12 protein-coding genes are annotated in these 12,858 nt (G+C 61.1%); 4 read left to right on the plus strand and 8 right to left on the minus strand.

Annotated elements, in window-relative coordinates:
- Positions 1-112: 112 nt before the first annotated feature.
- Positions 113-394, minus strand: a complete 282-nt coding sequence (locus tag SAMIE_RS23870) for a hypothetical protein (RefSeq protein ID WP_230190467.1) — start codon at positions 392-394, stop codon at positions 113-115.
- Between SAMIE_RS23870 and SAMIE_RS21320 the strand changes: the two genes are divergently transcribed.
- The 3 genes from SAMIE_RS21320 to SAMIE_RS21330 are packed head-to-tail and all read left to right on the plus strand — an operon-like array spanning position 365 to position 3,533.
- Entirely contained in the window at positions 365-1,582 is a 1,218-nt protein-coding gene (locus tag SAMIE_RS21320; protein ID WP_232037324.1) for a tyrosine-type recombinase/integrase, read from the plus strand. The genes SAMIE_RS23870 and SAMIE_RS21320 overlap by 30 nt on opposite strands.
- A complete protein-coding gene (locus tag SAMIE_RS21325) occupies positions 1,579-2,493 on the plus strand; it encodes a tyrosine-type recombinase/integrase (RefSeq protein ID WP_030093215.1) in 915 nt (304 codons plus the stop codon). Before SAMIE_RS21320 ends, SAMIE_RS21325 begins: the two co-directional genes overlap by 4 nt.
- Positions 2,490-3,533, plus strand: coding sequence for a tyrosine-type recombinase/integrase (locus tag SAMIE_RS21330; RefSeq protein WP_051743976.1), 1,044 nt, complete (start codon positions 2,490-2,492; stop codon positions 3,531-3,533). Before SAMIE_RS21325 ends, SAMIE_RS21330 begins: the two co-directional genes overlap by 4 nt.
- On the opposite strand, the gene SAMIE_RS21335 is transcribed toward SAMIE_RS21330, so the two are convergent.
- The 7 genes from SAMIE_RS21335 to SAMIE_RS21365 all read right to left on the minus strand — a co-directional run bounded on the left by SAMIE_RS21335 (position 3,530) and on the right by SAMIE_RS21365 (position 12,316).
- Positions 3,530-3,895 (minus strand): hypothetical protein, encoded by a 366-nt coding sequence (locus SAMIE_RS21335; protein ID WP_408641275.1) that lies wholly within the window; start codon positions 3,893-3,895, stop codon positions 3,530-3,532. The two genes, SAMIE_RS21330 and SAMIE_RS21335, sit on opposite strands and share 4 nt — an antisense overlap.
- 156 nt (positions 3,896-4,051) lie before the next feature.
- Positions 4,052-5,056, minus strand: a complete 1,005-nt coding sequence (locus SAMIE_RS21340) for a tyrosine-type recombinase/integrase (RefSeq protein ID WP_066704306.1) — start codon at positions 5,054-5,056, stop codon at positions 4,052-4,054.
- Positions 5,053-6,408, minus strand: coding sequence for a tyrosine-type recombinase/integrase (locus SAMIE_RS21345; RefSeq protein WP_066704304.1), 1,356 nt, complete (start codon positions 6,406-6,408; stop codon positions 5,053-5,055). The genes SAMIE_RS21340 and SAMIE_RS21345 overlap by 4 nt, the downstream gene beginning before the upstream one ends.
- Complete coding sequence (locus SAMIE_RS21350; protein WP_066704301.1) at positions 6,405-7,637, minus strand: site-specific integrase; 1,233 nt, start codon at positions 7,635-7,637, stop codon at positions 6,405-6,407. Before SAMIE_RS21350 ends, SAMIE_RS21345 begins: the two co-directional genes overlap by 4 nt.
- 90 nt (positions 7,638-7,727) lie before the next feature.
- Positions 7,728-9,926: a strawberry notch-like NTP hydrolase domain-containing protein gene (locus SAMIE_RS21355; RefSeq protein ID WP_126516956.1), complete on the minus strand. Its 2,199-nt coding sequence runs from the start codon at positions 9,924-9,926 to the stop codon at positions 7,728-7,730.
- Between the two features lie 75 nt (positions 9,927-10,001).
- Complete coding sequence (locus SAMIE_RS21360; RefSeq protein WP_030092781.1) at positions 10,002-10,847, minus strand: DUF7146 domain-containing protein; 846 nt, start codon at positions 10,845-10,847, stop codon at positions 10,002-10,004.
- A 164-nt stretch (positions 10,848-11,011) separates the two neighbouring features.
- Positions 11,012-12,316, minus strand: coding sequence for a replication protein RepA (locus tag SAMIE_RS21365; RefSeq protein WP_062787891.1), 1,305 nt, complete (start codon positions 12,314-12,316; stop codon positions 11,012-11,014).
- On the opposite strand from SAMIE_RS21365, the gene SAMIE_RS23520 reads away from it, so the two are divergent.
- Positions 12,299-12,523, plus strand: a complete 225-nt coding sequence (locus tag SAMIE_RS23520) for a hypothetical protein (RefSeq protein WP_126000574.1) — start codon at positions 12,299-12,301, stop codon at positions 12,521-12,523. The genes SAMIE_RS21365 and SAMIE_RS23520 overlap by 18 nt on opposite strands.
- The last annotated feature ends 335 nt before the right edge of the window (positions 12,524-12,858 follow it).

A 12,858-nucleotide genomic window follows, 5' to 3' on the forward strand; every position in this document is an offset into this window, starting at 1 on the left:
ATTAAGGTGCCCCCAGCCCCAACAAGCTGGAGGATCTATGACGTCGCCAAAAACGGTCGTTTCATACGGACGGCCCAAGCCCTGGACGGGAGACACTCCCACCCCAGATACTCTATCCACCGCCTTCCACTCTTCTCTTCTGGGGACTGCGGCAGTTGCAGCGGGGCTTTACAAAACGGCCGCTCGCCATTTCCTGTACTGGATCGATCAGCAGGGCATCGCGGTCTCGATTGTTGATGACGCTGTCGTCCGCCGCTTCGAGAAGCATCGGTGTCGCTGTCGGGGTTTTTCCCGCCATGAGCCCAACCGTCCGAAGTTCACCAGCAAGGTTCGGCGGTTTGTTCGCTTCCTGGAGGACCGGGGTATGGTCGCCGTGCCCGATGATATCGATCATCTGGACACGGCGTTGGCGGATTACGCGACATTCCTCGTGCAGGAGCATTACAGCGCGGCGAGCATCAAGAGCTACCGTTCGGAGGCAGCGCACTTTGCCGCGTGGATGCGCGTTTCTCGCCTGCGCTGGCAGGATGTCACTGATAAGCATGTTGCCTTGTATGCTGGCCACAGCTGTCGTTGCCCGGTTTACCGCAAGCGCGGAACGCTGATCGGCCATCACGGTCCGTTACGCCGCAGTAAGGGCGCGCGGCGCTTCCTTGGATTTTTGCGCGACCGGCAGATACTTCCGCAGGCAGAGAGCCAACCGTATGAAGACGAGGATCTGACAGCCTATAAGGCTTGGCTGAAGGCCCATTGCGGCAGTTCGGCTGCGACGATCCGTCGTTACAGCGACGAAGTGAAGCGCTGGTATTTGTTGCTCGGTCCGCCATCGGATCTGGACGCGGCTACCATCAGAAGAATCGTTAGCCACCGCATCACCGAGGTGCCCGGTTCTGCACCGACCGTCGCCGGCATCATACGGAGCTATGTGCGCTTTCTTGTCTCACGCGGGGAGTGTGACGCGGCGTTGCAACATGCCTTTCCGCCCATCAGGCGCTATCGGCTCGGCACCCTGCCACGCTATATGGACGAGGCGACGGTCGAGGGGATCATTGCGTCCTGCAAAACCGATACTGCGGTCGAGATTCGTGACAAGGCCATCATCCTTCTACTTGCCAGGCTCGGCCTGCGAGCCGGTGACATTTGGCAGCTCCGTCTAGCGGATATCGACTGGAACGAAGGATGTCTGAGGGTATGCGGCAAGAGCAGGCGGCCCGATCGCCTGCCGCTGCCCCAGGATGTAGGGGATGCGATCCTCGACTATATCGAGCGGGCCCGCCCACCGATAGACGAGGAGCGGTTGTTCGTTCGGGTGCAACCTCCATTCCGGCCGTTCAACTCGTCGGCCGAGATCGCAGGCATCGTAGCGCGTGTATTCCATCGGGGCGCCATCGAGGGCGTGCCGACGGGTGCCCATGCCTTCCGGCATTCTCTGGCAACACGGATGCTGCGCGCCGGCGCCGGCCTTGAATCGGTCGGCACGATCCTGCGCCACCGTTCCCCGGCGACCACCGCCATCTACGCCAAGGTCGACGTCCCGATGCTGCTCAAGGTCGCTCAGGATTGGCCGGGAGACGCGGCATGATGAACGCTCAGATCGAACGCTATGTCGCGTTACATCGCAGTTTCGGCCGCAAGTTTGACGCGCAGGAACGGTGGCTCCGTCTCTTTGCCAGCTATGCCAACGACCTCGGCGATCGGCACATCAAAGTCGAGCGGATCTACGATTGGTGCCGATCGGCCAGTTCCCAGAACGTGGCCCGGGACAGGTTCGACCACCTCCGCCGCTTCTGCCTCTATGCCCATGCCGAGGATCAGCAGCATCAGGTGCCGCCAGCAGGCGTCTTCGGAAGAGGGAAGCGACGCCGCCCGACACCACATATCATCGAGCCCGAACAACTCAGAGCGATCATGCAGGCCGCCCTTGATCTTCCGCCCAAAGGCAAGATCAGCCCGCATACTTACCACTACCTGTTCGGCCTGCTGGCGACGACCGGCCTGCGGATATCCGAGGCGCTCGCACTCCAGTGTAATGATGTGGTCGACGACGGCCTCGTTATCCGGAACGGCAAATTCGGCAAGCAACGCCTCCTGCCGATCCAGCCATCAACGCGAGAGGCGCTCGATACGTATCTCAGCATTCGCAGAAGGCTGAACGCCCGCGGCGATGATCTGTTCGTCACCACGAGAGGCCGGGCGCCACACCAGACGGTCGTTCACATCGTCTTCGTCAGATTGGCTCGTAAGCTGGGTTTCCGCGGTCCGACCGGAACCAAGGGCATTCGCGTCCACGACCTGAGGCACACCTTCGCCGTTCGGTCGCTGGAGTCCTGCCAGCACGATCGGGAGGCGATCCGGCATCACTTAGCAGCGCTCAGCACCTATCTTGGCCATACGGATGTAGCCAACACATACTGGTATCTCGAAGCAACACCGGTCCTCCTTCGTGACATCGCCGCAGCAGGTGAGCAGCTTTTCCGAGGAGACGCAGCATGACCGCGCTCGCCACCCATCTCGCTGCGTTCCTGCGCGAACATCTGCCTCGCGAACGCAACGTCAGCCCACATACGGTGACGACCTACGCGAACTGCTTCGCGCTTCTGGTCCGGTTCGCAGCCAACCACCTGAAGCGGCGCCCCACCGACTTGACGATTGAGGATTTCGATCCCGCGCTGATCATGGCGTTTCTCGACCATTCGGAGGAGGCAAGGAAGAACAGTCCCAGAACCCGCAATGCCAGGCTTGCGGCGATCCGGGCGTTCTTCCGTTACGTCGAGTATCGCGTCCCAGCCTGCCTCGATCTCGCGCTGCGTGTACGTGCCGTGCCGACAAAGCGGACCGACACGACCCTGATCGACTATCTGACGCGGGACGAGATCACCGCGCTGCTCGATGCACCCGATCCTCAGTCTCGCCTGGGCACCCGGGATCGCGCCATGTTGCACCTCGCCTACGCTGGCGGTCTGCGGGTCGCCGAGTTGTTGTCGCTACAGATGCAGGACTTTCCGGAACGCTCGCTCGCAACGGTCCACATCATTGGCAAGGGGCGGCGCGAACGCATCCTCCCTCTCTGGCGCGAGACACAGGCAAGTCTTCGGGCCTGGCTTGCTGTTCGCCCGCAATGTCAGGCGATGGAGATATTTCTGAACGCTCATGGCGAGCCGATGACGCGCGACGGATTTGCGTTCAGGCTCGCCAAGCATGTAGCCACGGCGGCGAAGAAGCAGCCGTCGCTGCTGCGCAAGCGGGTCACGCCCCACGTGCTCCGGCATTCCTGCGCGATGCACACGCTCGCTGCGACCGGCGACATCCGCAAAGTGGCGCTCTGGCTTGGGCATGCCAGTATCCAGAGCACGGAAGCCTATCTGCGGGCCGACCCCGAGGAAAAGCTGCAAATCCTCGCTGCGCATGGGTCGCCATTGGTCAAGCCAGGCCGCTTCAGGCCGCCAGCGGATCCGCTGATCATGATGCTCAACGACGTTCGAAAACGAGCATCGCCCCGGGGCCGTAGCGCGCCTGGCATCCAGTCACCTTAATTATCTGGAGTAAAACCGATGTCTTCATCCCGTAAATCCGCGCCTGCGCGCGAACCGCTCGACATAAATCTCGACTGCAAAGAATATGTCTTATCTGGAGATCCAGATAAAACATATTCACGAGGGCTGAGGTCGATTTCGAGGTCGACGCGCTCATCCGGGCTGAGCATGCCCAATCGCCGGTCGAGGATGGACTCGGCCGTCGTCACCAGTTGAAGCACCACCGACTGGCCCGCCATAAGATGCTCGCCGACCGCGGCGATGACCGTTGGCAGCTTCATCGAAAGCAGCACCTGGCCGAAGAAACGCTGCTTGGTGGACTCGAAGCGCGAGCGGGCCGATGCCTTCGCCCCGCTATTCAAAGTGGTGTTCTCGAGACCATCGACGACGCCGGTGAGTTCCAGGGCTTTTTCCATGTTCCGGTGGATGATGGATTATCGCGAGGTCGCGATAATGCGCAGGAGCGCGGCGCGGCCCCGCAAAGCGGCGGCACACTTCGCCACGTCCTTCGCATTATTTCACAGGGTGTCGAGCCATTCCATCAGGCTGGCATCGCGTTTCCACGATGGTGGGACGTTGCTCGCCGCCGGCGCGCCTACCTGTTCAAGCGCCTTTCGTTTGGTCTCCAGATTGGCCTGTGCGTAGTGGTTGGTCGTATCGAGGCTGACGTGTCCAAGCCAACTGCGGATGACGGTGATGTCGACCCCGGCAGCGACAAGGTGAACGGCGGTGGCATGCCGGAAGCTGTGCGGCGTCACATGTTTGGACCGAAGCGTCGGCATGGATTTGGCGGCTTCCTCAACATAGGCGGCCAACTTGAACCGCACCCCGGAGGCGCCCAGGGGCTCACCGTATCGATTCACGAAGATTCGCTCTTCTGCCCCACGTGGTTGGCGTTCCAACAACTTCCGGAGCAACGTCACTGTTTCTGGCCAGAGCGGACAGATGCGTTCCTTGCGCCCCTTGCCGTAAAGACGCACGAAGTTCGGTGCGTCGAACCGGATCGCGTCGGTACAGAGGTCGAGAGCTTCCTGGATGCGCGCGCCGCTGTTGTAGAGGAACGAGAGCAACACATGGTCGCGCATCCCCTCGATTGTCGATCGGTCGGGCTGAGCAAGGATCGCCTCGACCTCCCCCGTCTCGAGATAGCAGGGTGCAGCGGTGGGCTCCCGCTTCAGCGGGACGGTCAGGACCTCGGCGCATTGCGCAATGTATTCGGGATCCTTGTCCGCCACGTAGCTGAAGAAGCTGCGGATCGCTGCGAGCCGGCAGTTTCGCGTGCCGATTGTGCTTTTGCGCCCATGCTCGGTATGATGGAGGAACGCGCGCACCTCGCCGGCCGAGACATCGGCCAGCGTGATCCGCGCAACCCCGCCGCCTTTTCGCTCCGCGATAAACCGAAGCAACAATCGCCAGGTGTCGCGGTAAGACCGGATCGTATGAACCGAAGCACTGCGTTGCTCGGCCAACCATTCCTGGAAGAACGCCCGCAACAACGCGGGGAACGGATTGCTCTTCGTCATGGCCGCGCCTCCATTGTGAGGCATCGGACGCCAACGGTACGGAACCGCTCGCTTGCCTCATGCAGCAGGTCCTGCGTGACAGTGATGTAGACCAGCGTGGAGTTGATGTCCCGGTGCCCCATATAGGTGGAGAGAAAGCGCAGTTTGTCCTGCGGATTGACGCCGGATCGATACCATTGAAGGATTCGGTTCACGACCATCGAGTGGCGCAGGTCATGAACGCGTGGTCCCGCCCGCCCCGTCGGGGGCTTGAACCCGGCGCGGCGCATGACGTTGGTAATCATCGTTGAGACCGTCACGGGGGTATAGCGATCATTGAAGTGCTCGTGCCAGAAGAGCCCGGACCGCGGATCCTGCGGGGCGCCGGCGCGCCGCCTTGCATCGATATAGGCCCGTAATTCGGCCATGACGCTGCCGGTTAGCGGCAAGATCCTGGTCTTGTAGAACTTCGTTTCCCGGATCGTGATCGTGTCCGATTGAAGGTCCACGTCACCCAGATCAAGCCCGGCGAGTTCACTACGGCGCAGTCCGGCACAATAGGCCAGAACCACCATCGTGTAGAGGACCATAGGCCGCAGCGGAGCATCCGGCGACGGATACGAGCGGGCAACATCGAGCAACCGCCGGACGTCGGCCGGACTGAAGATATGCGGCCGTCGATGCTCGCGCGCCACTTCCCGCTCTGGCCGGGCGTTGAAGCGTTTTGGCGGGATTCTGGGATCAAGGCGATACCGCGCCTTGGTCAGGATGCGCCCCAGCTTCTGACATTCAGCCGCGTGATTGCGGGTCGGCTTGGCAGTTGCCCAGCGCGCCAGCATTGTCTCAAGCGATGCCCCGGCAAGTTCGGGGTTCGCCTGGAGGAACCGATCGAACCGCAATAGCCAGTGAGCCTGGGTCTCATACTGATAGCCCCGGCTGCGCATCAACGCGACATGCTCGCGCATGAAGTCCCCCAGCACGCTGCCGTAGGGCGCGGGCCGTCGCAATGCGGCCAGGGCTTCGTCGGGATTGGGGGAAGCGAGAGCCCGCCAGATCGGCTTGTTTTGTTTGGCGTTGTACTGACGACGAAGCACAGCAACGGGATTCTCGGCGATCAGCCCGATTTCGACGAGGTGTTCGAGGAAGCGATCGACAATGCAGACCTGGTTGAGCAGCGTCGGCATTCGCCAACGTTTTTCCATTTCCTTCAGCCAGACGTCGAGCATCTGCCGGTCAACCGCGGGATGACGTCGGGCTACATCCTCGAAGCTGCGAAGGAACCAGCGATAAGTCGGTCTGCTTCCCGGCCGGAACTGCGATTTTTCCAGGAAGGCGTCAACAACGGTGCAATCGGGATCGTGCCAGGCGCTCATGACAGCATCTCCGAGCCGGGTACCTCGAGCGCCACGGCTCGGAGATCATCTGTCGCCAGCTTGAGATAGGCATTGGTGGATTCGATTGATCGATGCCCGAGCACGTCGCCGATGATCTTTTGCGGGACCGACGCCCGCAGTAGTTCGACCGCTCGCGCGTGGCGGAAGACATGCGCTCCTCGCTTTCCCGGCGGCTCGACGCCTGCGGCTGCTAACCGCCCGCGGATCATGCCGTACAGGTTTGTCATTGCGATGTAGGGCGCGCAGGATCGGATGAAGATTTCCCGCCCCTCGACCTGGGGGCGCCCATGACGCAGATAGTCGAGCAGCGCCTCACCAACCGGCGCCAATAGCGGCATGTAGGAGTACGCATTGGTCTTGGTGTGACGGATACGCAGGGATTCTCCGCGCCAGTTCACGTCTTCAAGCCGAAGGCGGCATATCTCACCTTCGCGCAACCCATATGTGGCAAGCAGTTGAAGTACCGCAAAATCGCGCATTCCTCGCGGCGATCCGTCCTTCTTCGTCGTCGCCAACACCGCGGCGATTTGGCTCTTGTCCAACGTCGAGGGCACATCTTCATAGGCGTAAAGCATGGGGCCGATGATGTGCGGCGTGAGATCAGTCGGGATGCGTCCCGTCCGATGCAGATAGCGCACCACCGACCGGAGCCGCTCAGCGACATCGGCCAATGATTTGCGCCTTAATCCAGGCGCGCGCATGTCCATGTAGAGATCGACTTCCACGATGCTCAACGTGTCGAGGCTGGCAGCACCGCTCCGTTCGAACTGCCATCGCAGGAAGTTCCGTGCCTCCCACATAAGCGCCGCGATGGTAGCGCTTGCCAGACCGCGCTCGTCGCGCAGCCATGCCTCGTATTCGCAGCAGATCGCCTGCCGGTACACAGTTTCCGGTTCGATTATCTCCGGCTCGGGCGGCCATTTGCCTTGAGCAAGCCGGAGGAGCTTGTTGATTGACGTGCGGGGCAACATGTGCCACCGCGGACAGGGAACTCGGCCATACTGGGCCTGAAAATCCTGGATTGCATAGCAAAAATACTGGTCGACCTGCTGAGGCGTCACAGTCTCGACCTGCATGTCGCACTCGGCCAGATAATCGAGAAATGCGCGCGCGTAGAGTCGATGGTTCGCCACAACCACCGGGTTATAATTCTGCGCCGTGAGCAAATTCGAGAGTTCGGCGATCAATTCGTCGTGCGTCTGCAACATGATTGTTTCCTCAGCTGGTCCAGAGACCACCGAGGTTCGCAATCAAAATAATGTGCAGCAAGATCGCACGACAGTGCAGGAATTCAGCGACTATGCCGCGCTCCTGCGCATTATCGCTACCTCGCGATAAGCGATCTTATGCGCAGCTGCGCATAAGATCGCCCAGGCATTGGCGTAAGTGTCGTAGATCTCGATCTGCGCGGGCGTCAGTTCGTGCCGCAGGATCTCATATTCGACACCGGCGAAGCTCAGCGCTCGCGCCATGTAGAGCCCAGTCGCCTTGAGATCGCGTGCGACCAATTCCATGGCGGCGATCCCGCCCTGGCGAATGCTGGAGATGAATTGCTCGCGATTGGCGAACGCCGTCTCCGGTCCCCAGAGCCCGAGCCGCACGGCATAGGCAAGGTTGTTGACCTCGGACGCCCCCGTCGCAGAGGCGTAGAGGATCCGCGCGGCGGGCAGATGGTTCTGGAGCCGAACGCCGCTGATGCCCTGTTGCGATCCCTCCTTGGCTCCGAGTGCGCCCTCGCCTCCTGCGACACCGCCCATCTCGTGCGCTTCGTCGAAGGCGATGACGCCGTCGAAATCGGCGCCGGCCCAGTCGATGATCTGCTTCAGCCGGCTATGTTCCCCGCGCATCGATCGAAGGGTCGGATAGGTGACCAGAAGGACGCCCTGGTCAAGCCTGATGGGTTCGTCGATCTTCCAGTTCGATATGGGCTGAATGTCACCGGCGAGCCCGCCGAGGGCCGTCCAATCACGGCGAGCATCTTCGAGGAGGGGCGCGTTCTTGGTGACCCAGATATTGCGACGCCGCCCCTGAAGCCAGTTGTCAAGAATGGCGGCCGCGATTTGGCGACCCTTGCCTGCCCCGGTTCCGTCCCCGAGGAAGAAACCCTTTCGGTAGCCGCGGCCCTCCTCCGAGATAACGAGGCCGACACCATCCTTGTCCGGTGAGAAGCGCCCAGGGATCGTCTGAGCCCAGGCATGGCCGGCGTAAACGACGGTTTCGAGCTGGGAGGCCGAGAGCAAACGCTCTGTGACAGTCCGCTCCGGCAGCGAAGGGACGTAATCGGGGATCGGCGCTGGGATTGATCCCATGGCAACGGATTCGACGAGCGCAGTCGGGTGTTCGCCGGCTTTGTCGAAAACCAGGCGGCTTGGCCGATAGGGCAGATAGACGCCGGTCTGTTCGAGCAGCGGCGCCGGGGTTTCGAGCCTGGTGTAAGCAACCGGCAAGACATGGTTGCGCACGGCAGCGTGAAAGGCCCGGGGCATGGGCTTGGCGCTTTTGACCGCTCTGAAGAGCGAGATGCCTCCGCCCCGCTTCGGCGCGGGTGCCGGCTGATCTGCGACAAGGGACAGGCGAGGTGTCACGGTGAGAACGTCGAGCAGTTCCGCGATTGATCCACCCTGGATGACTTCTGGTGCGAGCCTGCCGGCGACCTTGTCGATGACGAAGATTCGCACGTCGATAGACGTGCCGTGTTTGAGATAGCAGCCTTCAAGTCGAACAGAGGCTTGCACTGTCGATCCGCGAAGGACGGTCTCGTAGTGGTCGCGCATTCGGGTGGTCGGTCCGAACCAGTCGGGCATGATGGCAACGAGGCGGCCCCCAGTCTGCAATCGGCGAAGTGCAGCCTGAAGATGCCGAACGGCCGCAAGATCATCGACGCCGCGGCCGAGCGACCGCGAAAACGGCGGATTCATGAGGATCAGGGAAGGACGCGGTGCGTCGCCAAGAGCAGCATCAAGAATCGCCCCATCATGGCCGGTGATCGTTGCGCCGGGGAAAACGCCGTGCAGGCGATCGCGGCGGATCGGATCGAGCTCGTTGAGATGCAGCGATCGATGAGCCCCAAGCTGTGCAACGAGCAAACCGTTGCCGGCGCTGGGCTCGAGAATGACGTCATCCTGCCGGACATCTGCGAGCAGAATCGCGACGGCCGCAATGTCGACAGGAGTCGAGAATTGCTGCCATTCGATCTGGTCTTCGCTCCGCACGGTCTGAGTGGGGAGGCGCTGCGCGAGGTCAATCCGCGCGGCGACATCGGCGAGGCTGGCCAGAGGCGCCAATGATCCACGGAGATGAAGGGCGAGTGCGTGCTCTAGCACCTCGAAGCTTGAGCGCTGCGTCCAGCGTCCTTCGGCATCGGTTCCGCCGAACGCCTGCACCATCGCCCGATTGAGATGTTGACGGGTGACCGGCTCGCCTGACGCCAGTTGGGATAGAAGGATGTGCGCAGCGGCACGGTCGCCGCGCTCGGCGGTCTGAAAAAGGTCGGTCATTTGGGAATCTCCTGCGCGGCTGCATCTGTCGCAGCGACACACCCTCGATCCCCCTCCCCTCTCTCCGCCCCGGGATCAGGTCCGGCAGTGCGCGTCGAGGAACTTTGCCCAATCCTTGAAAGCCGGCGGCGGCGGGTCGCGGCGGATGATGAGCCCGGGACGGGCATATTTCGCTTCGGCGGACGCCGCGGCGCGACGCCCTTCTGGATCATTGTCCTCTGCGATCAGCAGGGTCGTAATGCCGGGTGGAATGACCAGTTGATCGAGCCGCCTGGCGCCAAGTGAGGCCCAGCAGGGGATGTCCTTGATGCGGGTGTAGGCGCCGGCAGTCTCGAAACCTTCGGCGATCGCCAGCGTCTCGCCCCCTGCCCGGCCCCGCCATGCGCCTGTCCCAGGCACGCCGAGCATGACTTTTCGGAGGCACTTCGCTGTCGCAGGGTCGAGAAAGTTGCGCTGGATCGCGACGAGCTGCCGGATCTCGCGAACAGCAATCAGCAAAGCCGGTCGATAAACGGTTTTCGGCTTCGGGAGGTATGGGCAGCGCGAATGGAAGCGCACGTCGGCAGGCGCTGGCAACAAGTTGCGTCGCTCAAGATAGCGCTCGGCCAGCGTCCCTTTGACGCCAACGGCCTGCTCCCAGATGCGCGAGACATTGGCGCTGCCTTGCGGTCGATCCTGTTCCGGTATTGCATAATGTTGGCCGGTTCGAACCCGACGCAATTCCCGCAGAACATCATCGCGTGCGCAACCCGCGAAGCACGTCACCAGAATGCCGCGGTCACCTTGGCGGATCGAAAGACTTGGATCGTTGTCGCCATGTGCCGGGCAACGGGCCATAGCCCTGTAGCCGGTCCAGGTGCCGCCAAGAGCGCCTACGAGGTCAACAAGTTCCTGGGTCGGTCGTTTGGCCGTGAGTGGCATAGGACTACCTCCTGCTCGGTAGCCACATCCCCCCTTCCCTCTTTCAGCGCATGGCGCTGTGACCCGGACCTATCAACGATGAGGGTCGGCGCGCTCACGTTGATCGCTTCATCGGGCACGACTCGGGCTCGTTCGCAGGCGACGAACGGCTCGGACATCATCGGTCAATCGTCAGGCCGGTTCTTCCGCCGATCCGCATATTTGATCACGAAGGCCTCCCAGAGCCGCATCCATTCGGTGTCGGTCCGGGGCCTCTTGATATCGGCGAATCCCTTGCGGAATGCGTTGGCCATATCGTCGACTGACCAAGGATGGCCCTTAGTGAGACCGACACTCCGAAACGCCTGTTCGCGGTCGCCATAGGAAAGCGTTCCCGGCGGGAATGCGTGAAGCGGTTCGTCTGATTTCGCTGCGGGTTTCGTTGCCTGCGGAACGGTGCGAACCGATGATCTCGGTGCCGTTTCGACGCCTGGCGCCCCAACAAGTCGCAAATGGGGTCCGACCAATTTACGCTCCATCGGCGCTGGAGACGGATGAAGGACCACCTTCCTGCCGGAGAGATCGACGTTCGCGTTGGGATAAACCGCCGAGACGAGCTGCATCGTCTCCCGCACCGTTTGACGAAAGCGCTTGCTGTCAGCCTCGTTGCCGAGGTGCTTTGCCAGTTGATCCCAAGAAATGATCTGCCCCTTGTCGGAGCCGATCCGTGGGAGGCGATAGGCAAGATAGGTATAGAGATCGAGCGCCGTTGGCGTCCCTTTAAGCTCCCGGATCGCTACTTCGTTTAATGGGACAGCGTGCTCGATAAGGTGACTGTAGAAGACCTCCGACATACGGATTTCCCGCGCGAAGGTGCCGTTCTTGTCGAGTGAACCAGCATATTCATTTGAGATCTTCACATCGCGGACCGCAAAGGCGTTGTCGTCCGTTTCGGTGCCATCCCAGCGAATCTGCCACTCGCACGCCAGCAAGCGGTCGACCTGTTCGCGCATCAGATTTGCGGTGCCACGGGGGCCATAGGACACCGTTTGATAGCCAAGCCGCCGCATCCATTCCGTGAAGTTGCGGCCGAGATAGACGTCGCGCGAACGCTTCATTACCGCCTGTGAAAGCAGATAGATGAGCGCAACCCTGGGATAGGCCCCATATGGAACACCCAGGCTTCTCATGACCGACTTGCCATCGATATTTTGAAGAACCGGCCGAGGGTTGATTGCCAGCGCGTACTTGCCGTCTTCCCGGATAATCGGGAGCGTGTCGTCCTTCGGGCGCTTGGTCGGGAGCGACATGGCGCAAAGCGCGGAATGGAGAAATGCCGGGACAGGCTCTTCGTCGTGGACTCGCAGGAAGGCGTCGAGCGTCAATTGGGTTCCGGCAGTGGAGGCAAGCTTCCGGACATTCTCTGCACCGCCATCGATCATGGCGAGTGCATATTGGTGCCCAATCGGCCTATGCTGATCTCCGTTCATTGTTCCGCCCTTCCCCGAATCTCCGGGGTCTGTGATGGCGCTGTCTCAACAGGTTTGGGTTTCGAAATCAACCCTGTTGGCAGTTTTGGCGGGAAATCAGGGGTGAGAGTTGCAATTCGACCGATGATCTCGGTGCCGCTTTTGCCGAATCGCCCCTTCCCACTTTCAAAAATCGAAATTTTGAAGCCGATTCGCGAATCGGATTGATTCAGGGATTCATGTAATAGGTATGCGCTCCGAGATCATCGGTCTGTTGGCACCGAGATCATTGGTAGGACGCACCGAGATCATCGGAAGGTACTGAGATCATCGGTATTTATCCACAGGGCATCGCTCGGTGCAGCCGGACGCAGCAAGTTTTCGGAAAGCTTGCACCGACTCGGAGATCATCGGTGCGTCTCTACCAGGGCGCATTGGCATTACCTTGAAATCCGAAACGGCTCGGAGATCATCGGTAAAGTTGTAAGTTCGATGGCCAAATCGTTGCTCGAAACTGCCAACGTCGCTATTGTGGGCCATCAAACCCACAAAAGCGGAATCTC

This window comes from Sphingobium amiense (genome assembly GCF_003967075.1).
GTDB lineage: Bacteria > Pseudomonadota > Alphaproteobacteria > Sphingomonadales > Sphingomonadaceae > Sphingobium > Sphingobium amiense.

Bases quoted from the DNA above. Each gene is read 5' to 3' on its own strand.
- SAMIE_RS21340 (WP_066704306.1), bottom strand. From the start codon at position 5,056: ATGACGAAGAGCAATCCGTTCCCCGCGTTGTTGCGGGCGTTCTTCCAG.
- SAMIE_RS21330 (WP_051743976.1), top strand. From the start codon at position 2,490: ATGACCGCGCTCGCCACCCATCTCGCTGCGTTCCTGCGCGAACATCTG.
- SAMIE_RS21350 (WP_066704301.1), bottom strand. From the start codon at position 7,637: ATGTTGCAGACGCACGACGAATTGATCGCCGAACTCTCGAATTTGCTC.
- SAMIE_RS21360 (WP_030092781.1), bottom strand. From the start codon at position 10,847: ATGCCACTCACGGCCAAACGACCGACCCAGGAACTTGTTGACCTCGTA.
- SAMIE_RS21345 (WP_066704304.1), bottom strand. From the start codon at position 6,408: ATGAGCGCCTGGCACGATCCCGATTGCACCGTTGTTGACGCCTTCCTG.
- SAMIE_RS23520 (WP_126000574.1), top strand. From the start codon at position 12,299: ATGCTGATCTCCGTTCATTGTTCCGCCCTTCCCCGAATCTCCGGGGTC.
- SAMIE_RS21355 (WP_126516956.1), bottom strand. From the start codon at position 9,926: ATGACCGACCTTTTTCAGACCGCCGAGCGCGGCGACCGTGCCGCTGCG.
- SAMIE_RS21325 (WP_030093215.1), top strand. From the start codon at position 1,579: ATGATGAACGCTCAGATCGAACGCTATGTCGCGTTACATCGCAGTTTC.
- SAMIE_RS21320 (WP_232037324.1), top strand. From the start codon at position 365: ATGGTCGCCGTGCCCGATGATATCGATCATCTGGACACGGCGTTGGCG.
- SAMIE_RS21365 (WP_062787891.1), bottom strand. From the start codon at position 12,316: ATGAACGGAGATCAGCATAGGCCGATTGGGCACCAATATGCACTCGCC.
- SAMIE_RS23870 (WP_230190467.1), bottom strand. From the start codon at position 394: ATGATCGATATCATCGGGCACGGCGACCATACCCCGGTCCTCCAGGAA.